The sequence below is a fragment of the Thermomonas fusca DSM 15424 genome, assembly GCF_000423885.1.
Classification (GTDB): domain Bacteria; phylum Pseudomonadota; class Gammaproteobacteria; order Xanthomonadales; family Xanthomonadaceae; genus Thermomonas; species Thermomonas fusca.
In genome coordinates, this window is sequence record NZ_AUIV01000039.1 from 1 (window position 1) to 22,816 (window position 22,816).

Here is a 22,816-nt window from a genome sequence, read left to right on the forward strand (position 1 = left end):
CGTGGCAGCCAGTTCCGGAGCGGCGATTACCTGCGTTACTTGGCGACCAACGCGTTGGTGTGCTCGATGAGCGCGGTGGGGCATTGCGGTGACAACGCAGCCTGCGAAGGCTTCTTCGGCCTGCTCAAGCGCGAGCGCGTTTACCGCATGACGTATCCGACACTCGATGCTGCAAGGTCCGATGTGTTCGAATACATCGAGCGATTCCACAACCCGAGGATGCGACGTAGGGTCGCCAGGCAGGATCAGAAGTTCTCAGCTCTTTCACAACCGTCCGTGATTTCGGGGTAGAACCCCGCGCTCTTTGCAATGCGCCGGACATACCGGAGGCGGTCAAAGTCCTCGGCATGCGCGAGATGGCTCGAGTGGGTACTGATCAGTAGCTGGCTCTTGAGCGCTGAAGCGTCTGCCCCGGTTGGGCTTATGAGCTTGTGCGCCTTGTCGGGAAAGATGCGCTGCACTTGGACATGAAGGTGCGCCTCAGGCTCTTCAATCATCACGAGGTGAACCGGTGCAGGAGACCCCTTTTCCGGTTTTAGCCGGGCGGCCTTGAATGACACCAGCTGGTAGCTGAGAGACTGGAGGTTCTGGTAGCCGAGTCCGATGGAGTATTCAGGGAGGAGTTCTTCGAGCGACTCCTTTTGCATGCTGTACTGGACTGCGGTTCCATGGTCTAGCAAGTCAGCCGTCTGGATGCGCGTGCGAAAGCGAATCTCCTGAGGGTCGTGCAGACCTGGATAGCCAAGCTCCTTCACTTCCTCAACCGAATCGGCAATGGCTTCGTGAATCTTCTTGTCAAGGTCTCTCTGCGCCTCCGCCACGGCTTTGATGAGGTCCGCTCGGTGACCATGCCCTGTGCTGGCGACGTTCAAGTGCTGACGGGCAAACTTGAGGAGCTGGTTGGAGAACATGCCAACTCGATGAGGGCCGGATGCGGATCGCGACTCAGCTTCTTCGCTGCCCAGCCCGCGCTGAGCGGCAACAAAGTCCACCCGGATGATCTTGGAGAGATGCTTCCGTTCAATAGGACTGGCGTCTGCAGCTAGCGTCTGGGTAACGTAGGTCTTGAAGCCAGTAATCGGGTTGTTTTCTGCATCGAGCTTGTATGCGCGAACCTGGCCGAGTTTCGAAGAATCACGGAGCCAAAAGTCGAGAAGATCTATGGGCCAAGCAAGAGAGTCCGCGCCCATGTCCTTCACGGGTTCGCGCGCCGTTCGATATGTCCAAGCTAGTTGCTTTAGCTCTTCAACGGACGACGCCGGTTCCAAGCGCAGCCGGATACCTACGGCACCGCCCTTCCAACTGAACTTGGAAAGAAATGGTGCGACGAAGTGGTACATGCCCGCCTCCGCATCGAACCAGACGTCCAACGTCGGCATGGCCGAGAGAAGAGTTTGAAGCTGCTGCTCCCACTGCTCCTCGTCTCCTGTTACGGTTAAGGGGTCATCCGCCAGCGCTTCCCATGCCTTTCCAAGAGCTCGCAGTGTTGGCCATTGCGAGAGGCTGATGTCGAAGGCGCCAAAAGGGGAGCCGTCCGCAAGGAAGTGGCGGAGAGCGGCGAGTACCGAGGTTTTCCCGCTGTTGTTCGCTCCGACCAGAATGGTGGTCTTCTCGTTGACCTCCAGCTGAACCTTTCCGAGACGACGGAACTGACACAGCTCTAGAAATCGAAGCGTGATACTTCCGGGTATTGGGATGACGGGAGTTGTTTCTGGCATTGAGGCACCTTTGAGCTGGAATGTAGCGAGGCGGCACTACCAAGCAGATGCTTAAGGCACCCAAGAGAAAGGAGTTCATACTACCAATAGTGGCAAGCGTTCCACCCCCATTTTCACCGACTCTGACGAGAAGCCTGAACTAGGCCACGGACTGCATTGTCCCAACGGCTTGAGTCGCGAGTTCGACCTTCCCTACCCCCGATAAATCAATCTTATCCGAAACATGTTCGAAGTTGCGCTCTGAGACTGAGTGGAGCGGCCAGCTGCAGGCGAAGAAACTTGGTGTGCGATTGGCGCACGCCTCTGCTCAAGAACCGAGAACCACCGCGGCCAATGCCAGTACCGTCCCACTTGGCAATCGTCACCAGCACGAGATAGATAGACCAAGGTTTTCGCGGAATCCCGGCGATAAGCTTCAGCGGATCGCCCACCACCGGCACCCAGCAGAGCAGCAGAGCAGCAGCGACCATTTTCCGTGCCGCTGGCCCCAACGCTGCGCCCGTTCAAGCTGGGCTTCATTGATCGGGAACCAGCGGCGATGCCTCGGCCGTTCGATCTGGCGTCCGCGGATCCAGCTCACCGTCGAACCCAGCACGTTGCCCACGCTGCCGATTGTGATAAGCCACATCGGCGAATAGTTCGCCCCCAACAGGCGGGTGAGCATCGCCTCCGACTGCAGTGTCAGGATCGTCGCGGCGACGAAAGCAAGGGCGAACAACGCGGCATAGACGCCGATCTCGGGCACCGATCAATCTGCGAATGCTTTACGCATGGGTGGCGGTGCACGGCTCACTGCGGCCAGCGTCCATGCAGTACGTCAATCCTGTACGAATGCGCATGCCTTCCATCGCCAGCTTGATGCTCCGCGATATGTGGATGGTCAACAGCCAGTTCAGGATGGCTGTGTTCAACCACATCTGGATCATGGCGCGGCCACATCCACTTGGCGGACAGCAGCCCGACCACGGCCACCCCACTCAAGGCGGCGAGCGCGCTGCCGAGTCCGAAGCGGGCGCCGACCCAACCGGCCAACGGATACGCCAGCAGCCAGCATGCGTGCGACAAGGAGAACTGCGCGGCAAACAGGAACGGCAAGTCGTCGGATTCCGCGGAACGCCGCAGCAGGCGCCCGCCGGGCGTCACCAGTCCCGCGTAGGCGGTGCCGAAAACAAACCAAAGCGGGAGCAGCAGCGTCCAGCCCAGCGATCCTTGCGTGGTCGCCCACAGCCCGGTGGCCGCGAGCAGCACGCCCACCATGGTCACTGCGGCTGCGAGCATCACCCGCCGGTCCGGAATGCGGTCAAGCAATTTTGGCAACAGCAGCGCCACCGCCATCGAACCGGCGCCGAACGCGGCCAGCGCCCAGGCGACTTCACGTTCCCCGCCGTGCAGCGGGCCGCGCACGACCACCACCGTGTTTACGAACACCATCGCGCCACCGGCTGCGGCGCACAGGTTCAGGGCGAGCAGGCCGCGCAAACGCGGCGTGTGCAAATAGATGCGCATACCGCGGAACGCGCGGGCGTAGGGACTGCCGGCGGCCCGCGCTGCCGCAGCGATGGGGAAAGCGGTTGTCAGCACCAGCAACGCGGACGCGACAAAGCCCACCGAGGTGCCAGCGAACAAGCCATGGAAGCTGATCACAGTCAGCAGCGCGGCTGCGATCGCCGGGCTCAGCAGACTTTCAAGGTCATAGGCGAGGCGCGACAGCGACAGTGCGCGGGTGTAGTCGCGCTCTTCGGGGAGAATCTCCGGAATCAACGACTGGAACAGCGGCGTGAAGCAGGCCGATGCCGATTGCAACAGCGCGATCAGCACGTACACCTGCCAGATTTCGGTGACGAACGGGAGCATGATCGCCACCGCCGCGCGAATGAGATCCAGCGCGATCAGCACCGGCTTGCGCAGCCGCGGCGGGACCAGGGCGCCGGCCAGCGGCGCCAAGGTCACATACACAGTCATCTTGATGGCCAAGGCGGTACCAAGTACCGCGCCTGCCTGCGCGCCGGCCAAGTCGTAAGCCAGCAGTGCCAGCCCCACCGTAGCCAAGCCTGTGCCAACGAGGGCAACGACCTGGGCGAGAAACAGGTGGCGAAAACTGCGGTGATGAAGGATCTCGATCATGAAACGTCTCCTGTGCGCAGAATCAAGCCCTTACTTCTTGCCTGATGGCTTCGTGGCCGCCTTCTTCGGCCCTGAGGGCCTTGGTGTCGCGTCGTACACGTCGTTGAAAAGCGCCGGGTATCGGCCAGCTGGGCCCAGGTGGAGGGCTTGGCCTGCGACAGCTCGAGATCCTGCGGCTTGGTGGCCAGGCCGAGGCCGTGGAAGATTCCGAAGACCAGCGCCGCCGCCTTGATGTGGGGCTGGAAGCCGAACCAGCACTCGAACGCGCCGAGCTTTTCGAGTGCCTTGTAGACCAACGACAGACCGATGATTGCGTCGATGAGGTACGAGCTGACATGCACCCCACCCAGCACCCCATACAGCAGCGTGAGGCTATGCCTGATGGCGAAGAAGGCGACGTAAGCGCCGACATCGCGCATGCGGTACAGGAAGAAACAAACGTCGAACAAGAACAGCAGGTGGTCGTACCCGGTGACCATATGCTTGGCATCGAGGTAGGTGAACACGAGCCGCTGGCGGCCGATGTACTGCTCCACGAACGCCTGATCGCTACCGGTGACAACGTGCACCAAGGCGACAGCCAGCCACAACAGCAGCGCGAGGATCGGGAGCGCCCGCCGGATGGCGGGCGATGCGTTGGGAAATGCCAAAGAACCTTCGGGATGGAACTGGAATGCGAGCGGTTCACGGCGTCGCCTCCTTCCCGACGTCGTTGTCCCGATGGATCAGGCGGTACAGCGCCGGCAGGACCAGCAGCGTCAGCAGGGTGGAGGAAACGATGCCACCTATCACCACCGTAGCCAGCGGACGCTGCACTTCCGCGCCGGTGCCCACGTTCAGCGCCATGGGCACGAAACCCAGACTCGCGACCAGTGCCGTCATCAGCACCGGGCGCAGGCGCGTCAATGCACCGTCCACCACCGCTTCGTGCAGCGGATCGCCTTGTTCGCGCAGCTTGCGGATGAAGGTGATCATCACCAGGCCGTTGAGCACCGCCACGCCGGACAGGGCAATGAAGCCCACGCCTGCCGAGATCGAGAACGGAATGCCGCGCAGCCACAGGGCCAGTACGCCACCGGTCAGGGCCAGCGGTACGCCGGTGAAGACAATGACCGCGTCCTTCGCCGAGCCAAAGGCCATGAACAGCAGGCCGAAGATCATGACCAGCACCACGGGCACGACGACGGTGAGACGTTGGCTGGCCGAGATCAGCTGCTCGAACGTGCCGCCGTACTCGACCCAGGTGCCTTCCGGAAGCTCGATATCCGCAGCCACTTTGTCCTGCAACTCCTCGACGAACGAACCCAGGTCGCGGCCACGCACGTTGGAGGTGATGACGACGCGGCGCTTGCCGTTCTCACGGCTGACCTGGTTCGGTCCGAGCTGGACTTCGATGTCGGCCACGGCGCTGAGCGGAACCACGCCCGGCAAGTGCGGCACCGAGTCATCGTCCGGGCGGCCGACCGCGGTGGGCAGCGCGATCGGCAGCGACGCCAGCACCTTCAGGTCCTGACGCTTCGCCTCCGGCAGGCGCACCACGATGTCGAAGCGACGATCACCTTCGAACAGCTGGCCAGCATTCGCGCCACCAAGCGCGGCGGCCACGGTTTCCTGGATGTCCGCCACGGCCAGCCCGTAGCGCGCCAGCGCGGCGCGGTCAGGGGTGATGACCAGCAACGGCAGGCCGGTCACCTGCTCCAGCTTGACGTCGGCGTTGCCGGGAATGGTGCTGGCCAGGGTTTCGATCTGCTTGCCGACACCACTCAGTTCCTCCAGGTCGTCGCCGAACACCTTGATCGCCACTTCCGCGCGCACGCCGGCGATGAGCTCGTTCATGCGCATCTGCACCGGCTGGGTGAACTCGTAGTTGTTGCCGGGGATGGCGCGCACGGCCTTTTCGAGTTCGCCGACCAGTTGGGTCGTGGGCTTGCGCGGATCCGGCCAGTCCTTGCGATCCTTGAGCAGGATGAAGGTATCGGCGACCGACGGCGGCATCGGGTCGGTGGCGACTTCGGCAGTGCCCAGCTTGCCCACGACCTTGTCGACTTCCGGGAACTGCTTGATCCGCGATTCCAGTTGCTCCTGCATCTTGATGGCCTGAGTCAGACTGGTGCCGGGAATACGCAATGCGTGCAGCGCGATGTCGCCCTCGTCCAGGTTCGGGATGAACTCGGTGCCCAGGCGCGTCGCCAGCAGTCCGCACAGGACCACCAGGACTGCCGCGGCGGCCACCACCAGCTTGCGCATCGCCAAGGCCTTGTGCAGCAGCGGCGCATAGAAGCGGTTCATCGCGCGCATGGCGCGGGTCTCCTTCTCCTCCACCTTGCCGGTGACGAACTGCGCCACCGCTGCCGGCACGAACGTCAACGACAGCACCATCGCCGCCGTGATCGCCATGACCACCGTGATCGCCATCGGGTGGAACGTCTTTCCTTCCACGCCGTTCAGCGCAAAGATCGGCAGGTACACCGCCGCGATGATGAACAGACCGAACAGGCTGGGCTTGATCACTTCCGCGCTGGCAGTGGCGGCCAGGTCGAACCGCTCCGCGCGCGTCAGCAGCCGACCCAGGACATGCTGGCGTTCGCCGAAGCGACGCAGGCAGTTCTCGACGATGATCACCGCACCATCGACGATCAGGCCAAAATCCAGCGCGCCGAGGCTCATCAGGTTCGCGGACACGCGGTTCTGCACCATGCCGGTGATGGTCATGAGCATCGCCACCGGGATGACCGCGGCGGTGATCAGCGCTGCACGGATGTTGCCCAGCAGCAGGAACAACACCGCGATGACCAGCAGTGCACCCTCCAGCAGGTTCTTCTGGACGGTGGCGATGCTGCGGTCCACCAGCTGGGTACGATCGTAAATCGCCTTGGCGCTCACGCCGTCGGGCAGCGCTGCATCGATTTCCTTGAGCCGCTCGGCGGAGCGGATCGCCACCTCGCGGCTGTTCTCGCCGATCAGCATGAACACGGTGCCCAAAACGACTTCGTGGCCGTCCTTGGTCGCAGCACCGGTGCGCAGCTCCGAGCCGATGTGCACGTCGGCGACATCGCTGATACGCAACGGCAGCCCGTCACGCATTCCCACCACGATTTCGCGCAGACCGGCTTCGTCGCCCACCTGGCCGGGAATCCGGATCAGGTTCTGCTCGCCGCCACGCTCGATGTAACCGGCACCGGTACTGGCGTTGTTGCGCTCGACGGCCTGGAGCAGGTCGCCAATAGTGAGGTTGAAGGCGATCAGCTTGGCCGGATCCGGCGTGATGTGGAACTGCTGGACGTTGCCGCCGATGGTGTTCACCTCGGTGACGCCCTTGAGGTTGCGTAGTTGCGGACGAATCACCCAGTCCTGCAGCGTGCGCAGATCGGTTGGCGTCCAGGCGGTGCCGTCGGCTTTCTTGGCTCCGGGCTCGGCCTCGACCGTGTACATGAAGATCTCACCCAGGCCCGTCGCCACCGGACCCAGTGTCGGCTCGATGCCTTCGGGCAGTTGCGAGGCTGCCGCCTGCAGGCGTTCGGCGACCTGCTGACGCGCGAAGTAGATGTCGGTGCCGTCCTCGAACACCACCGTGACCTGTGACAGGCCGTAGCGCGAGATCGATCGGGTGTACTGCAGTTTGGCCATGCCCGCGAGCGCGGTTTCGACCGGGAACGTGACGCGTTGCTCCGCCTCCAGTGGTGAGTAGCCCGGTGCTTCGGTATTCACCTGCACCTGGACGTTGGTGATATCGGGAACCGCGTCGATGGGCAGGCGACCGTAGCTCCAGACGCCGAGCGCGGAGACGCCCAGCACCAGAAGCAGGACCAGCCAGCGATGCGCGATCGCTGTTCGGATGATGCGTTCAAGCATGGCGGTATCCTCAGTGGTCGTGGCTGGCGCCGGACTTGTCGACGTCGGCCTTGATCAGGAAGCTCTGCTCGGCGACGTAACGCGTCCCTGGCTTGAGCCCGCCCAGCACTTCGGCGTACTCGCCGTCGCGCTCGCCCAGTTCCAGCATCCGCACCTCGTAGGTCTCGCCGACCTGGGCGAACACCACGGTGAAGTCACGGAAGCGCTGCAGGCCGGACTCCTTGACCGCCAGCGGCACCTCACGCGCACTGACGACCACTTCGGCGGACACGGTCATGCCCGGACGCCAGCGGCCTTGCGCGTTGTCGATGCTGGTGCGCGCCACCACGCTCTGGCCGGACGCCAGCGGCAGCAGGGTCTGGATCTTCCCGCCGGTCGTGCTGTCGCCGGTGGCCGAGTTGATCTCGACTTCCTGGCCGATCGCGAGCTTCTCCGCATCCGCGCCGATCGCGCGCAGCTCCACCCACACCTCGGACAGGTTGGCGAGCTCCACCAGCGTGTTGTCGCCGGCCACGTCGCCCACGTTGGTGTTGCGCACCAGCACCACGCCGTCGAACGGCGCGACCACCGGGTAGGTGCGCATGCTCTCGTTACCTTCCACCACGACCAGGGTCTGGCCGCGGCGCACGCTCTGGCCCTGCTGCACGGACACCGAACGCACGATGCCAGGGAAGCGCGCCTTGATTTCGGCGTGCCGGTTTTCGTCCAGCGCCACCGTGCCCATCAGGCGGATCGTGGTGCGCACCACCGCCGGGCCGGCGGCTTCGACCTCGACGCCGGCCTCTTTCGCAGCCGCCGCCGGGATCGTTGTGCGCCCTTCGTAGGACGCGAATGCCCAGCGGTGCGACTTGCCGGCATGCTGCGCCTTGACCTCGACATCGAACGAATGCGGCTCGGTGACTTCGCCACTGCCAGTGAGGTAGTCGCCTTCCGGCTTGAAGGTGAAATCGTTGACTTCGCCGTCCAGTCGCTTGAGCTGCACGGTGGCCCGCACACTCGAGGCCGGCAGCGGCTTGCCGCCCTGGTAGGCGTACAACCGGTACTGCGGCGGCACATTGGTCTCGAAGATGGTCACTTCCAGCGCGAAGTCGCCATCGCGCAGCATGCGGCCGCGATGCGGGCCGCGCTCGTATTCTGCAGCGGCGGCTTCATCATGGCTTTCGCCAGATTCAGGTGCGGGGGCGCCACCGCAGGCAGCGAGCAGCAAGGCGAGTGAAGCGATGGAGACAAGACGGACGATCATGGTGTGGCTTCCGTGGCGACGGCGGTGAGGCGTTCGACCTCAACCAGACGGGTGTGATAGCGGGCGGCTGCCTCGACGCTGCGTGCGCGCAGGTCGAACAGCGTGCGTTGCGCCTGCGCGAGCGAGACGAAGGAGAAGCGACCGGCTTCGAAGCCGCGGCGGGTGACAGCAAGCGCCTGCTCGGCCTTGGGCAGCATCCGCGTGCGCAGCGCCTCGTATTCGGTACGCGCGTGCATCAGTTCTTGGTACTTCTCGAACAGGGCTTGGTGGCTCTCGAGGCGCTGTGCATCGCGACGCGATTCCAACGCGGCCAGTTGAGCATCGGCTTCAGCGATGGCGAGCGAGGCGCGCGGCTTGCTGCCGAGCGGCACCGACACCGATATCACCAGCCCCTGGTCGCCCAGCGCCTCGAGGCGACGCACACCCAGGCTGACGTTGATGTCGGGTTTGGCGCTGGCTTGGGCGACACGGCGCCTGGCAGCAATCTCCTCGGCCTCCAGCAGCGCACTGCGCTGGGCCGGTGTCATCGGCAGGCGTGTGGCGAGCGTCTCGAACGATTCAACCTGAGGCAACTCGCGTAGGTCGCCGGTCGCCGCAGTGAAGTCAGGCTCGAAGGCACCCCAACTCGCGGCCAGGGTCATCCTGGCACTGGCCAGCTCGTGCTCGGCGTGTTCGCGTTCGAGTTCCGCATCGGCGACCGCGATCTCGGCAGCCCGCAGGTCTGACTCGGGATTGCGCGCGGCCGCGACCCAGGTGGCGACTTCGCGACGGGTGCGGTCGGCCAGCTTGACCTGCTCGCGGGCGAACTCCAGCCGCTGTTGGTCGGCCACGACCTCGATGAAGCGCGCGGTCGTGCGGCTGGCGATGTCAATCCGCACAGTGTCGGATGCATTGCGCTGGCGCGCGACTTCCGCCGCACCCAGCGCCTGCCGGGCGGCGCGTTTGCCGCCGAGTTCAATCACCCGACCCAGGCGCAGCGTGGTCTCGGCCGAGTGCACGCCACTTAATGCGCCGGTGCCGGCGACGTTCTCCAGGTCGGCTCCCGCGACGTAGGGCGTGGGCAGCCCCTCACGCTCGGCGCGGGCCTGGACGGCGCGAAGCTCGGCCGCCTCGGCGGCCAAAGACGGGTTCGCAGCGAGGCTGCGTGCGACAGCCTCTTCTAGACGCAACGGTTCAGCAGCGTGCCCGGACAGGACAACGCCATGGGCCCCGGCAAACGCCAGGGCCATCAGCCAACGCAAATTCACGGATAACCTCCGGGTAATCGACAGACAGCGCAAAGCAGGCCGCCAAAGGCAGCCTCAGGGCGTCAAGCGATCGGAGGTCGGTGCGGAGGTGTTCGGGCCGCAGTGGGCGGCGGCGATGTAGCGACGGGAACGCTGGGTGCCATGGGCACGACCGCGCTGAGGATCAAGGCGGGAAACGTTGGCAACGCCGTGACGGTCGTGGCGACGTCATGGGCGTGAAGCACCAGATCAGCTGGATCCGGTGATGCAGGCCCCTCTTCCTGTCCGGATGAACCACCTGCGACCGATTGCGCCGAATGGTCGTGGTCACCGCCGGCATGCGCATGGACGTTCCCGGTCGGCAAACCTGCCGAGACCATCGCTACCAGCAAAAGCAGGCCGGCCAACTGCCCGATGGGGCGGTGGATCCAGAGGCTCAAACGGCGATGGAGGGCACGGAGGGACACCGCCTAAGGATGCCCTAGAAGGAAGGTGGGCTCAAGGAGCCGATCTCGGAAGTTCACGAATTGCCACTATGGGTCGAAAGCTGGCTACTGCACTCGCCTGGTATCGCTGCATTCATTCCACGTTTACATGCGGATGTATAATCGGGTGCATGGCTCTGCGTGCGCTCCTGATGCGGTTGTTCCTGGTCGTTGCGCTTTTGGCCAACGGTCCGGGCGTCGCGGGCGCGTCCATGCATCTGGAGCACCTGCGCAACTCCGGCGATCTGTCTGACGTGGCTGCGGTGCAGGCAGCAGCAGAGGCAATAACCGCCTGCCACGGGGCCGAAGCGACCGCTCCAGCGGCCGTGGATCACGGCCCCCCGCAGGCTACGAATGAGGCCGGCGACGCATCGCCAGCGGATGACTGCTGCCGGGCGGGCGATTGCTGCGCATGCATGCACCATTGCTCAGCGGCACCTGCCTGGTCGATGCTTGCCGACCTCAGCACCGGCTACCGGCAGACCGCCGAACCTTTCCTGTCCGGGCACGCATCCGCGGCCCGGGCCAACCTCCTGCGACCTCCGATCGGCTAAGTGTCGCGGCGCGCCGTCATCGGCGCCGCTGGATCTGTCCGTGAGTTCCGCACTGACAGAGTAATGCTCGCTTCGCGAGCCTTCGACCTTTTCCCGGAGTTTCCATGTCTTCCGATTCTTTCGGCCGTGCCGAGGGGCTGTCTGTCCCGTCGCGCCGCCTCTTTGTTCAGGGACTAGCCGCCGGCGGCGCCGTTGCGGCACTCGGCCTCTGGCCCCGTTCGAGCTGGGCCGTCCAGGCCGAGGGCGTACCCAACGTGCTCTCGGGCACCGACTTCGACCTGACCATCGGCGAGACGCCGATGAACTTCACCGGCGCCACGCGCACCGCGATCACGGTCAACGGATCCATTCCGGCACCGCTGCTGCGCTGGCGCGAAGGCACCACCGTCAACCTGCGGGTCCGCAATGCCCTGCCCGCCGGCTCCATCCATGGCAGCCAGGCGTCGATCCACTGGCACGGGATCCTGCTGCCGGCCAACATGGACGGCGTGCCCGGGCTCAGCTTCAACGGCATCAACCGCGGCGAGACGTATCAATACCGCTTCGACGTCGTGCAGGGCGGCACCTACTGGTACCACAGCCATTCCGGCTTCCAGGAGCAGGCCGGCCTCTACGGGCCGCTGATCATCGAGCCGCTGGAACCCGAACCGTTCGCATATGACCGCGATTACGTGGTCATGCTCAGCGACTGGACCGATCTTGATGCGAAGCGCCTGTTCGCCCGGCTCAAGAAGCGCTCGGATTTCGACAACTTTTCCAAGCGGACGGTTGGCGATTTCTTCCACGACGTGGAGCAGAACGGCCTGGCCGCTACCGTCGAAGACCGCAAGATGTGGGGCCAGATGCGGATGACGCCGACCGACCTGTCGGACGTCAACGCCAACACCTATACCTACCTCATGAACGGCACGACCTCGCTCGGCAACTGGACCGGGCTGTTTCGGTCGGGCGAGAAGGTGCGCCTGCGCTTCATCAACGGCTCCGCGATGACGTACTTCGACGTGCGTATTCCCGGCCTGAAGATGACCGTGGTCGCGGCCGATGGCCAGTACGTGCGTCCGGTGACCGTTGACGAGTTCCGCATCGCCACCGCCGAGACCTTCGACGTCATTGTCGAACCCACCGGGCAGGATGCATTCACCATCTTCGCCCAGGACAGCGGCCGCTCCGGCTACATCAGCGGCACCCTCGCGGCCAGGGAAGGCTTGCGCGCGCCGATTCCGAGCGTCGACCCAAAGCCGATCCTCAGCATGGACGACATGGGCCATGGCGGAATGGGTGGCGGCGGCCACGACATGTCGTCGATGGCCGGCGGTGCCATGGCCGGAATGGATCACAGCGGCCACGACATGTCGTCAATGTCCTCCAATGCGACAGCCGGCGGCAGCATGGCCGGCATGGACCACGGTGGCGGCGGGATGCAGGAACACCCTGTCACCGAAACCGGCAATCCCCTGGTCGACATGCAGACGATGGCGCCCGTGCCCAGGTTGGATGACCCGGGCATCGGCCTGCGCGACAACGGTCGCCGTGTGCTGACCTACGCCGATCTGCGCAGCACCTTCCGCGACCCCGACGGGCGCGAGCCCGGGCGCACGATCGAGCTGCACCTGACCGGACACATGGAGCGCTTCTCCTGGTCGTTCAACGGCGTGAAGTTCGCCGACGCACAGCCGCTGCGCCTGAACTACGGCGAGCGCCTGCGGATCGTGCTGGTCAACGACACGATGATGTCGCACCCGATCCATCTCCACGGCATGTGGAGCGACCTCGAGGACGAATCGGGCAACTTCATGGTGCGCAAGCACACCATCGACATGCCGCCCGGCACCCGGCGCAGCTACCGGGTGCGTGCCGATGCCCTTGGCCGTTGGGCCTACCACTGCCACCTGCTCTACCACATGGAAGCCGGCATGTTCCGCGAAGTGCGGGTGGAGGAATGAACGCCATGATCCGTTCCCACCGCCATTCTCTGGCCATCGGCCTTGCCCCGTACAAGTTTGAAATCAAGGCGACCGCCTATCTCGGGCAGTCCGGCCAGGTCGGACTCGGCGCGGAAGCCGAATACGAAACGCTGTTCACCAACCGCCTGATCGGCCAGTGGCTGGTCGAGGGCGAAGCATGGAGCAAGGACGATCCGGCGGTTGGCATCGGCAGCGGACTGAGCAAGGTCGAAGCCGGTTTCCGCCTGCGCTACGAGTTCCATCGCCGGTTTGCGCCCTACCTCGGCGTGGTCTGGGAACGCGCTTATGGCCGAACCGCGGATCAGCGTCGCGCGCAGTCCGGGGACATCGACGACACCCGGATCGTGGCGGGCGTTCGTATCTGGTTCTGACAGGCAAACGCACATTGAAACCCGACACCCGAACCACGCCTGACTGTGACGGCTGGCAAGCACACAACCATCGATCTACTGGAGTCTCTGCATGAACGCAATGACAACTTCCATCACCCTCGCCCTGGCGCTCGCCATCGTGCCGCCAGCGATGGCAAAGGCGACGCAGTCCCATGCACAACATCACCCCGTCGCCGCGGCCAGCGCGGACGTGGATGTTCCTACCGACGCAACAGCCGCGGTCGCGGTGGCCGAACGCTTCCACGGCGCGCTGTCCAGCGGTGACATGGCCACGGTCGAAGCGCTGCTCGCAGCCGACGTCCTCATCCTGGAATCCGGAGGCGCCGAGCGCAGCCGCGAGGAATACATGGGCCACCACGCCGTCAGCGATGCGGCATTCCTCAAGGGCGCGCATCGCCAGCTGCTCCGCCAGCGTGCACGGGTCGCGGGCGAGTTCGCTTGGGTCGGCACCGAAAGCGAGCTGCACGCCAAGAAGGACGGCAAGCCACTGACCGTCCAGAGCACCGAGACGATGGTGCTGCAACAGACCGCGGACGGCTGGCGCATCGTCCACATCCATTGGTCCTCGCGAACCAAACGCTGAGCGGGGACTCCGAAATGAAGGCTTACAGATTGAACCGCCTGACGTGGGTTGCCTTTGCGGTGGCGGGCCTGGGTGCTTGCACCCAGGCGGCTACACCCACGCAATCCACCATCGCGCCCGCTGCACAGGTCGTCCAGGAAACAGCCGACGCGACTCCCGCTGCCCTGCCCCGCATGACCGTCCACAAGACCCCGACCTGCGGGTGCTGCGGCAGCTGGATCGACCACGTGAAAAAAGCAGGCTTCACCGTGGATGTGCATGACATGGACGACCTGGGTCCGGTCAAGGAGCGCCTGGGTGTTCCCTATGCCAAGGGCTCCTGCCATACGGCCGAGGTCGGCGGATACCTCATCGAGGGCCATATCCCGGCCGAGGACATCAAGCGCCTGCTTGCAGAGAAGCCGGACGCACGCGGCCTAGTCCTGCCGGGAATGCCGCTCGGTTCGCCCGGCATGGAGGTGCCGGACGGGCGCCAGCAGCCGTACACGGTCGAACTGGTCCGGCACGACGGAACCACTGAGCCGTTCTCACAGCACTGAACAGCCACCAAGCAATGCCGCCGAACGGAGGCATTGCACCACCTTCGCAACGAGGATCATCGATATGAACTTGTCAAACGTTTTTCGCTCCATGGCGCTCGTCTTCGCGATCGCAGCGGGCCAGTTCTCGCTGCAAGTTGCCCACGCCCACGCCGCGCTGCAGCAGTCCACGCCGGCGGCAAATGCGGTGGTGGCCTCGCCGAGCCAGATTGATCTGGTATTCAACGAAACGCTGATTCCGCGGGCCTCGCGCCTCAAGTTGCTCATGAAGCACGGCAGCTCCACCATGCCGGTCGAGAATTTCACGACCGAGATCGTCAACAACGGCAAGACGCTGCGTGCCAAGCTGCCCAAGCCACTGGCTGCGGGTGCCTATCGCGTGGAATACCGCGCCGTTGGGGGCGACAACCACCCGATGACGGGCAGCTTCAGCTTCACTGTGCGCTGAGGATCCCGACATGTTCGACCCGGCGGCGTACGTGTTGCGGTTCCTCGAGTATCTGGTCCTGATGGTCCTGTTCGGGGTGCCATTGTTCGGATGGTACGGTTCGCATCGAACCGCCATCGCCGACGCCTTGAGCGATTGGCCGCTCAGGGGAGTTCTGTTGCTGGGTGCCGCCGTCGGTCTCATGCTCACCGGGACCGACGTCGTGGTCAAGACCGCGAGCATCTTGGGGATGCCGGTTGCCGACGTCGATCGCGCATCGCTGGGCTGGTATTTGTTCGAGACGTCCGCAGGCCTGGCAGCGACAGCGAGAGGCGCATTGCTGGTCATCCTGATCGTCGTGCTCGGATGGCAGCGCCGCCGCGGAAAGGTGGAGTCCGCCTTTCCGCGGCTGGCAATGCTGGCGGGCGGCGCACTTGCTACGCTGGCATGGAACGGCCACGCCGCCGCCGGTGAAGGCGCGTCCGGTGCGCTGCGGCTTGCTGCGGGCCTGGTCCACCTTCTCGCGGCAGGCGGCTGGGTTGCCGCGGTACTGGTGTTCCTGGGCCTGCTCCTGCGCAGGGAGGCGGTCTCCGGCAGTGGGCACCTTCGAACGACGCATGATCTTCTGCACGGATTCTCGACGCTCGGCACGGTCTTCGTCGCTGCGCTCATCGTGTCCGGCATCACGCACTACGGTGATCTCACCGCATGGTCGTTGTCGACACTGCTCGAGAGCACGTACGGGAACCTGCTGCTGGTGAAGCTTGCCCTGTTCGGAGGCATGCTGGGTCTGGGTGCATTGCACCGCTGGACGCTGGTGCCGCGCCTGGGACGCGCCTTGGAAAGCGGCGATCCTGTGCAGGAGGTGCGCGCCCTGCGGCAGAGTGTCGCGGCTGAAGCAGCACTGGCCATCCTGATCCTGATCGTCGTTTCTGTGCTGGGAACGCTCAGCCCCGCGGCTGCCTGAGCGCGATGGCGCATAGTCTTGATGGTCCCTCCCCCGCCGAGCATCGGCACGAACTCCCCCGCCGTCTCTGTTCCTGACCAGAAATTGATCTGGATCAGTTGCACCGGATCAGACTAAAGAGTAAGCTCCGACCATGATCCGCCTTCGCCATCGGAACTGGTTCAAGCGCACTGCCCTCCTCGCGATGGTGGCGTTGCTCTGGTCCCAGTTCGCACTGGCCGGTCATGGCGGCTGTCTGGATCTCAAGGCCACAACCGCCGCAGTCGCGGCCGACGCGGACACCCACCACGACCACGGTCACGGTTGTGGCGCCGAGCTTCCCTCGGCTGACGAGGCACTGTGTACCGCGCACTGCAGCGAAGGCGACCTCTCGGCAGACAGCGGACGCATCCCGCCGGTTCCGCCGCTGCTTGTCGGCGTGTGGTTCTCCTGGTTCGCGGTCGCGGAAGTCGCGGACGGTGGCCCCGGGGTTACGTCCACATGGGTCGATTCGCCACCCACGCCTGCCTGGCACCGACCCACCGCGCATCCCGCGGCCCTCCTGCTGATCTGATGCCCGAACGCTGACTGCGCCGCACGCCTGTGCGGTGCAGTGCTGTGCGTTCGTGCCGTGCGCGTCACGGCATGTGTTCCTGCCCCGGCCGAGCGACTGCGTCGCGTCGGCCCAAGGACACTGATATGGCATCTCCGTTCTACCTGTGGCAGGCCAGCCGCCTGCACTGCCACCCGCTGTCCTGCCAGCGGCCACCGCGGCGGCGCCTGCTCGCCTGCGTGCTCGCCGGCGCCTTGTGGGCGCTGGCGCTGCCGGTGACCGCAACCGAGCCCATCCCGGGACACAGTCTCGAGTCGATCCGGACCTGGGTGCTCGAACACAACCCCGAGCTTCGGGCCATGGGCTTGGAAACCCAGGCTGCCGAAGCGCGGATCCTGCCGGCGGGCGCCCTGCCCGACCCAATGGCCTCAGTGGGATTTCGCGGCCTCGATCCGGACAAACCCTGGCGCACCGTCGGTGCCGAGCGTGAGGTCAACTACGCGCTGCGCCAGCGCTTCCCGCTCTGGGGCAAGCGCGACCTGATGCGGACTGCGGCCAGCCAGGACGCGGTCGCGATCGGGCTCGATCGCATCACCGCGGCGCGCGACCTGCTGTCCGACGCCGAGGCGGCCTACGCACGTTATTGGCATGCCGATCAAGCGGTAGCCGTGCTCGATCGCCGCATCGCCCTGCTCCGCCAGGTCGAAGAGATCGCGGGAGTGCGCTACGCCCTTGGCCGCGCGCCACAGCAGGATGCCATCCGCGCCCAGGTCGAGCAGACCAGCCTGCAGCGCGAGCGGATCGAACGCCTCGCGGCCAAGCAGGAGGCGGCCGCCACCTTGAACGCGGTGCTGGGGCGCCGGTCCGATGCACCGCTGGCGGCTCCCGACGAGGCGCCGCGCCTTGCCGTCCGCAGCGCTTCGCTTGCCGAGGCTCTGGACGCCGCCGACACGCACCCCGCGGTCCGTTCGCAGCAGGCCCGCGCCGAGGCCGCGCGCACGAATGTGGTGCTGCAGCGTCGCAACCGCTTTCCCGACATCACCGTCGGCGTGGGTGCGATGCAGCTGGGCAACGGCATCCAGAGTACCGAGCTGATGCTCGAGGTGGAGATCCCGTTCCAGCAGCGCGCCCGCCGCGAGCGCGAGCGCGAATCGCGCCTGCTCGAGGAAGCCGCGCTGGCCCGCAGGGACGCCACGCTGCGGGCCGTCGAGGAGCGAGGCGCTTCCGCCTGGTCGCAGTGGACCAGCGCCCGCGAACGCCGGCAACTGATCCAGAACACGCTGCTGCCGCAGGCCGACGCCACCTGGCAGTCGGCGCTGGCGAGCTACCAGGTCGGCGAAGTCGACTTCGGGACGCTGCTGGAAGCACTCAATGAATGGCAGGGCGCCGACCTCGCACGGGTCGATGCATTGCGTGACGAACTGTTGGGCGCCGCCGCCGTGCGCGCCATCGAAGGAGATATCCGATGACCCGTGTCCAGACCCTGTCGCTCGCCATCGGCGTCGCACTCGCCGCCCTCACCACAGGCTGGATGGCCGGCCGCGCGACCAACGATTCGCCGACCGCAGCTACATCCGCCGAGGCGCCTGCCGCGGAGCGCAAGGTGCTTTATTACCGAAATCCCATGGGGCTCCCCGACACCTCGCCGGTGCCGAAGAAGGATCCGATGGGCATGGACTACGTTCCGGTCTATGCCGACGACGCGCCGCCGGCGGCGCCGGGCACGGTGGTGCTGCCGCCGGACAAGGTGCAGGCGCTGGGCGTGCGCACCGAAGCGGTCAAGCGCGGGCCCCTGGCCGGCACCGTGCGCACCAGCGGCACGGTCGAGGTCGACGAGACCCGGCAGTATGCGATCGCGCCCCGCTTCGAAGGCTGGGTGGAGCGGCTGTACGCGGACCAGACCGGCATGCGGGTCCGCGCAGGGCAGCCCCTACTGTCCGTCTACAGCCCGGAGCTGGCCGCGGCGCAGCAGGAATACCGACTGGCGGACGAGACCGCCCGCCGGCTGGCCGGGTCCGATCCCGCGAGCGCGGCGTCGATGGCCCGCTTGCGCGATGCCGCCCGCACCCGTCTGCGCAACTGGGAAATCAGCGACGCGCAGCTGGGCAAGACGGGGCTGGTGCTCACGGCGCCCGCGGACGCGGTCGTGATCGAGAAGCCGGTGGTCCAGGGCGCGCGTTTCGAGCCTGGCGAGACCATACTGCGCTTGGCCGACCTGTCGACGGTGTGGGTGATCGCCAAGGTGCCGGCGGCGCAGGCCGCGGGCATCAGGGTCGGCCAGCCGGCCCGCTTTGAAACCGTGGCCCTGCCGGGCCAGGTGGCCGAGGGCGAAGTCACCTTCGTGCAGCCCGTCATCGATGCGATGACGCGCACCGTGGACGTACGCATCGCGCTGCCCAATCCCGATGGCGACCTGCGGCCGGGACTCTACGGGACGGTGCTGCTCGAGGAGCCCGGGGCCGGCCCGGTCCTGAACGTGCCGCGCTCGGCGGTGCTCGACAGTGGCACACGCCAAGTGGTGCTGGTCGAGACCGGTCCCGGTCGCTTCGCACCGCGGGATGTCACCCTGGGGCGGCGCGGCGGCGATCGCATCGAGATCCTGGACGGGCTCGTCGAGGGCGAGCAGGTCGTGGTCTCGGCGAACTTCCTGATCGACGCCGAAAGCAACCTGCAGTCGGCGCTCCAAGGACTTGAAGGTCACACAGGACACGGGACCCCCTCGGGCACCACTGAGGATCCGCACGCCGGGCACGGTGAGGACGCCGCTGACCCGCACGCAGCCCATGGTGATGAGGTTGCTGATCCGCACGCCGGCCACTCCATGCCCGCCGCCCCGGAGAAGACTCCGCCCTCCCCCAGCAGCCACGAGGGGCACTGACATGCTTGCCCGCCTCATCGAATGGTCGGTCCGCAACGTCTTCCTGGTCCTGGTGATGACACTGGCGATCGTCGCCGGTGGCATCTACGCACTGATGAACACGCCGCTGGATGCCCAGCCGGACCTGTCGGATGTCCAGGTGATCGTGTTCACCGAGTATCCGGGACAAGCGCCCCAGGTGGTCGAGGACCAGGTGACGTATCCGCTGACCAGCGCCCTGCTCTCGGTGCCCAGGTCGAAGGACGTACGCGGCTTCTCGTTCTTCGGCGCCTCGTTCATCTACGTCATCTTCGAAGAAGGGACGGACCTCTACTGGGCGCGCTCGCGCGTGCTGGAGAACCTGAATGTCGCCTCCAAGAATCTCCCGGCCGGCGTGGCACCCGCACTGGGTCCCGACGCCACGGGCGTGGGCTGGGTCTACCAGTACGTCCTCAAGAGCGACCGCCATTCGCTGGACGAACTGCGCGCCATGCAGGACTGGTACCTGCGCTACCAACTGACCACCGCCCCGGGCGTCGCCGAGGTCGCCAGCGTCGGTGGCTTCGTGCGCCAGTACTCGGTGACCGTCGATCCGGTCCGCCTGCGCGAATTCGACATCCCGATCTCCCGTGTCTCCGAGGTGATCAACGAGAGCAACCGGGACGTTGGCGGCCGCGTGATCGAGATGGGCGAGACCGAGTACATGGTGCGCGGACGCGGCTACCTGCGCGGCATCGAGGACATAGAGAGCCTCGTGCTGCGCGCCGAGGGCGGCGCCCCGGTGCTGATTGGGGACGTCGCCCGGGTCGAACTGGTGCCCGACGAGCGCCGTGGCATCGCCGACCTGGACGGCGAAGGCGACGTCGTGGCGGGGATCGTCATTGCGCGGTTCGGCGAGAACGCCCTGGCCGTGATCGGGGGGGTGAAGGACAAGATCGCGGAACTTGCACGAGGCTTGCCCGAAGGCGTCAGTATCCAGGCGGTCTACGACCGGTCCGATCTCATCGTGCGTGCGATCAAGACCCTGCGCACGACTTTGCTCGAGGAGAGCCTGATCGTGGCGCTGGTGTGCCTGGTGTTCCTGTTCCATGCGCGCAGCGCGCTGGTCGCGATCGTCATGCTGCCGGTCGGCGTGCTGATCGCGGTCATCGCGATGCGTGCGCTGGGCATGAACTCCAACATCATGAGCCTGGGCGGCATCGCGATCTCGATCGGCGTGATGGTCGACGCGGCGATCGTGATGATCGAGAACGCGCATAAGCACATCGAGCGCGCCGACGGTTCCCGCAGCCGTACCCAGGTGATCATCGACGCCTGCCGGGAGGTCGGGCCGGCGCTGTTCTTCAGCCTGATGATCATCACCGTCTCGTTCCTTCCGGTGTTCGCCCTGGAGGCCCAGGAAGGTCGCCTGTTCAAGCCGCTGGCGTTCACCAAGACGTTCGCCATGGCCGGTGGCGCGATCCTCTCGGTGACGCTGGTGCCGGTGCTCATGCTGCTGTTCGTGCGTGGCAAGATCGTGCCCGAGCACAAGAACCCGGTGAACCGGTTCCTGATCGCGGCATATCGCCCGGTGATCGACGTCGTGCTCCGGCACCGAATGGCCACGATCGCGATCGCGGTAGTCGCCCTGTTCGCCAGCCTGTGGCCGGCGTCGCGCCTGGGCAGCGAGTTCATGCCGACGCTCAACGAAGGCACGCTGCTGTACATGCCCGCGTCGCTTCCCGGCATGTCTGTGACCAAGGCTTCCGAGCTGTTGCAACAGCAGGACCGGATCATCAAGGGCTTCCCAGAAGTCGAATCTGTGTTCGGCAAGGCGGGTCGAGCCCTGACCGCCACCGATCCGGCGCCGCTGGAGATGTTCGAAACCGTCATCAACCTCAAGCCCGAGGACCAGTGGCGCAATGGCATGACCACCGACAAGCTCATTGCGGAAATGGACGCGGCGCTGAAGTTCCCCGGGGTGGCGAACTCCTGGACGATGCCGATCAAGGCCCGTACCGACATGCTTGCCACCGGCATCCGTACGCCGGTTGGAATCAAAGTGTTCGGCAGCGATCTCGAGCAGTTGGGGGCCCTGGCCACCGAGATCGAAGCGGTGGTGCGCAAAGTGCCGGGAACCACCAGCGCGTTCGCCGAACGCCTGACCGGGGCCTACTACCTCGACATCACCCCCGATCTGCGCAGCTTGGCCCAGTATGGCGTCACCTTGGGCGAGGTGCAGGATGTGGTGGCGGCCGCGCTGGGCGGTGAGATGGTTACCACCATCCTCCAGGGCCGCGAGCGCTTCAGCGCGATCGTGCGCTATCCACGCGAGCTGCGTGACGACCCGCACCGGATCGGAACCCAGGTTTTGGTGCCGGTGCCGGGCGGTGCCCAAGTGCCGCTCGGCGAGTTGGCGAAGATCGAGGTTAGGAAAGGGGCGCCCAGCATCCGCACCGAAAACGCGATGCTGGCCGCCTACATCTACGTCGACACCCGCGAAAGCGACCTGGGCCGCTATGTGAAGGCAGCACAGGAGGCGGTGGCAGAGCAGGTGCAATTCCCGCCGGGCTATTACGTCACTTGGAGCGGGCAGTACGAGTACATGCAGCGTGCCGCAGAAAAGATGCGCGTCGTCATTCCGGTGACGCTGGCACTGATCTTCCTGCTGCTGTACCTCAACTTCCGCCGCGTCACCGAATCGCTGATCGTGATGCTGTCAGTGCCGTTCGCGCTCGTTGGCGGCATCTGGCTGATCTGGATGCTCAACTACAACGTCAGCGTCGCGGTGGCCGTGGGCTTCATCGCGCTGGCCGGCGTCGCTGCGGAAACTGGCGTGGTCATGCTGATCTACCTCGACCACGCGCTCGAAGCGCGTGCTGCGCAGCGGCAGGCCGAGGGCCACTCGCTGGACGCACGCGATCTGCGCGAGGCGATCATCGAGGGTGCGGTTGACCGCGTGCGCCCGAAGATGATGACCGTGGTCGCGATCATGGCCGGCTTGCTGCCGATCATGTGGGGCACTGGCACCGGCTCGGAGGTCATGCGTCGCATCGCCGCGCCGATGGTGGGCGGCATGGTCTCGTCCACGGTGCTGACCCTGGTCGTGATCCCGGCGTTGTACTCGCTGTTCAAGCAGCGGCAGCTGGCCAGGAAGCGGCCAACATCCGCTGCGCTGCCGGCGGACCTGTCGTGATGCGGCCGACCTCCAACGCGCCGGCCGCCTTGTTATGGATGGAGGTGTGTCAGTCGAGCTTGACCTGTGTGCGAGACACAGGTCTAGGGAAAGTCTGAACAACTCGCCACCTGTGGGCGACAATAGGGCATCACCTCCGGGATGACTTCTGATGCAGCTGACATTCGGTGACGCCGAA

Annotated in this window: 18 protein-coding genes and 1 pseudogene; 12 read left to right on the top strand and 7 right to left on the bottom strand. The window is 65.5% G+C overall.

Annotated elements, in window-relative coordinates:
- Nucleotides 1-291, top strand: a 291-nt coding sequence (locus tag G582_RS17685; RefSeq protein WP_156880517.1) for an IS3 family transposase, incomplete at its 5' end; no start/stop codon positions are given.
- Here the strand turns inward: G582_RS17685 and G582_RS16685 are convergent.
- The 7 genes from G582_RS16685 to G582_RS0112895 form a co-directional block, all read right to left on the bottom strand.
- Nucleotides 246-1,718: an AAA family ATPase gene (locus tag G582_RS16685; RefSeq protein WP_248642802.1), complete on the bottom strand. Its 1,473-nt coding sequence runs from the start codon at nucleotides 1,716-1,718 to the stop codon at nucleotides 246-248. The genes G582_RS17685 and G582_RS16685 overlap by 46 nt on opposite strands.
- 415 nt (nucleotides 1,719-2,133) lie before the next feature.
- Complete coding sequence (locus tag G582_RS16690; protein WP_248642804.1) at nucleotides 2,134-2,463, bottom strand: YqaA family protein; 330 nt, start codon at nucleotides 2,461-2,463, stop codon at nucleotides 2,134-2,136.
- Nucleotides 2,464-2,507: 44 nt separating this feature from the next.
- Nucleotides 2,508-3,842 (bottom strand): MFS transporter, encoded by a 1,335-nt coding sequence (locus tag G582_RS0112875; protein ID WP_028840171.1) that lies wholly within the window; start codon nucleotides 3,840-3,842, stop codon nucleotides 2,508-2,510.
- On the bottom strand, nucleotides 3,839-4,492 hold the full coding sequence (locus tag G582_RS16695) for a HupE/UreJ family protein (RefSeq protein WP_156880519.1): 654 nt from the start codon (nucleotides 4,490-4,492) through the stop codon (nucleotides 3,839-3,841). Before G582_RS16695 ends, G582_RS0112875 begins: the two co-directional genes overlap by 4 nt.
- Nucleotides 4,493-4,526: 34 nt before the next feature.
- Nucleotides 4,527-7,694 carry an efflux RND transporter permease subunit gene (locus tag G582_RS0112885; RefSeq protein ID WP_028840172.1) on the bottom strand — a complete coding sequence of 1,056 codons (3,168 nt, stop codon included), beginning with the start codon at nucleotides 7,692-7,694 and terminating at the stop codon, nucleotides 4,527-4,529.
- Between the two features lie 10 nt (nucleotides 7,695-7,704).
- A complete protein-coding gene (locus G582_RS0112890; RefSeq protein WP_028840173.1) occupies nucleotides 7,705-8,934 on the bottom strand; it encodes an efflux RND transporter periplasmic adaptor subunit in 1,230 nt (409 codons plus the stop codon).
- Nucleotides 8,934-10,184: a TolC family protein gene (locus G582_RS0112895; protein ID WP_028840174.1), complete on the bottom strand. Its 1,251-nt coding sequence runs from the start codon at nucleotides 10,182-10,184 to the stop codon at nucleotides 8,934-8,936. The genes G582_RS0112890 and G582_RS0112895 overlap by 1 nt, the downstream gene beginning before the upstream one ends.
- 595 nt (nucleotides 10,185-10,779) lie before the next feature.
- On the opposite strand from G582_RS0112895, the gene G582_RS18230 reads away from it, so the two are divergent.
- The 11 genes and pseudogenes from G582_RS18230 (at nucleotide 10,780) to G582_RS0112955 (ending at nucleotide 22,638) form a co-directional block, all read left to right on the top strand.
- Entirely contained in the window at nucleotides 10,780-11,202 is a 423-nt protein-coding gene (locus G582_RS18230; RefSeq protein ID WP_028840175.1) for a CopL family metal-binding regulatory protein, read from the top strand.
- Nucleotides 11,203-11,306: 104 nt separating this feature from the next.
- The gene (locus tag G582_RS0112910; RefSeq protein WP_028840176.1) at nucleotides 11,307-13,145 is read left to right on the top strand and encodes a copper resistance system multicopper oxidase; all 1,839 of its coding nucleotides are present in this window, start codon (nucleotides 11,307-11,309) and stop codon (nucleotides 13,143-13,145) included.
- 38 nt (nucleotides 13,146-13,183) lie between these two features.
- Nucleotides 13,184-13,537 (top strand): annotated as a pseudogene (locus tag G582_RS16705) (copper resistance protein B); the annotation flags it as partial.
- Between the two features lie 91 nt (nucleotides 13,538-13,628).
- Nucleotides 13,629-14,141, top strand: coding sequence for a nuclear transport factor 2 family protein (locus G582_RS0112920; RefSeq protein WP_028840177.1), 513 nt, complete (start codon nucleotides 13,629-13,631; stop codon nucleotides 14,139-14,141).
- Nucleotides 14,142-14,314: 173 nt separating this feature from the next.
- The gene (locus G582_RS0112925) at nucleotides 14,315-14,680 is read left to right on the top strand and encodes a DUF411 domain-containing protein (RefSeq protein ID WP_028840178.1); all 366 of its coding nucleotides are present in this window, start codon (nucleotides 14,315-14,317) and stop codon (nucleotides 14,678-14,680) included.
- Between the two features lie 91 nt (nucleotides 14,681-14,771).
- Entirely contained in the window at nucleotides 14,772-15,128 is a 357-nt protein-coding gene (gene copC, locus G582_RS0112930; protein ID WP_246037245.1) for a copper homeostasis periplasmic binding protein CopC, read from the top strand.
- 10 nt (nucleotides 15,129-15,138) lie between these two features.
- Nucleotides 15,139-16,074, top strand: coding sequence for a copper homeostasis membrane protein CopD (gene copD / locus G582_RS0112935; protein WP_028840180.1), 936 nt, complete (start codon nucleotides 15,139-15,141; stop codon nucleotides 16,072-16,074).
- 133 nt (nucleotides 16,075-16,207) lie between these two features.
- Nucleotides 16,208-16,627: a hypothetical protein gene (locus G582_RS0112940; protein ID WP_028840181.1), complete on the top strand. Its 420-nt coding sequence runs from the start codon at nucleotides 16,208-16,210 to the stop codon at nucleotides 16,625-16,627.
- 218 nt (nucleotides 16,628-16,845) lie between these two features.
- On the top strand, nucleotides 16,846-18,075 hold the full coding sequence (locus G582_RS0112945; protein ID WP_038054189.1) for a TolC family protein: 1,230 nt from the start codon (nucleotides 16,846-16,848) through the stop codon (nucleotides 18,073-18,075).
- Complete coding sequence (locus G582_RS0112950; protein WP_028840183.1) at nucleotides 18,072-19,484, top strand: efflux RND transporter periplasmic adaptor subunit; 1,413 nt, start codon at nucleotides 18,072-18,074, stop codon at nucleotides 19,482-19,484. Before G582_RS0112945 ends, G582_RS0112950 begins: the two co-directional genes overlap by 4 nt.
- A 1-nt stretch (nucleotide 19,485) precedes the next feature.
- Nucleotides 19,486-22,638, top strand: a complete 3,153-nt coding sequence (locus tag G582_RS0112955) for an efflux RND transporter permease subunit (RefSeq protein WP_028840184.1) — start codon at nucleotides 19,486-19,488, stop codon at nucleotides 22,636-22,638.
- The last annotated feature ends 178 nt before the right edge of the window (nucleotides 22,639-22,816 follow it).

Coding starts and splice junctions, on each gene's coding strand:
- G582_RS0112910 (WP_028840176.1), top strand. CDS start 11,307: ATGTCTTCCGATTCTTTCGGCCGTGCCGAGGGGCTGTCTGTCCCGTCG.
- copC (WP_246037245.1), top strand. CDS start 14,772: ATGGCGCTCGTCTTCGCGATCGCAGCGGGCCAGTTCTCGCTGCAAGTT.
- G582_RS0112875 (WP_028840171.1), bottom strand. CDS start 3,842: ATGATCGAGATCCTTCATCACCGCAGTTTTCGCCACCTGTTTCTCGCC.
- G582_RS18230 (WP_028840175.1), top strand. CDS start 10,780: ATGGCTCTGCGTGCGCTCCTGATGCGGTTGTTCCTGGTCGTTGCGCTT.
- G582_RS0112925 (WP_028840178.1), top strand. CDS start 14,315: ATGACCGTCCACAAGACCCCGACCTGCGGGTGCTGCGGCAGCTGGATC.
- G582_RS0112885 (WP_028840172.1), bottom strand. CDS start 7,694: ATGCTTGAACGCATCATCCGAACAGCGATCGCGCATCGCTGGCTGGTC.
- G582_RS0112955 (WP_028840184.1), top strand. CDS start 19,486: ATGCTTGCCCGCCTCATCGAATGGTCGGTCCGCAACGTCTTCCTGGTC.
- G582_RS0112950 (WP_028840183.1), top strand. CDS start 18,072: ATGACCCGTGTCCAGACCCTGTCGCTCGCCATCGGCGTCGCACTCGCC.
- G582_RS0112920 (WP_028840177.1), top strand. CDS start 13,629: ATGAACGCAATGACAACTTCCATCACCCTCGCCCTGGCGCTCGCCATC.
- G582_RS16685 (WP_248642802.1), bottom strand. CDS start 1,718: ATGCCAGAAACAACTCCCGTCATCCCAATACCCGGAAGTATCACGCTT.
- G582_RS0112940 (WP_028840181.1), top strand. CDS start 16,208: ATGATCCGCCTTCGCCATCGGAACTGGTTCAAGCGCACTGCCCTCCTC.
- copD (WP_028840180.1), top strand. CDS start 15,139: ATGTTCGACCCGGCGGCGTACGTGTTGCGGTTCCTCGAGTATCTGGTC.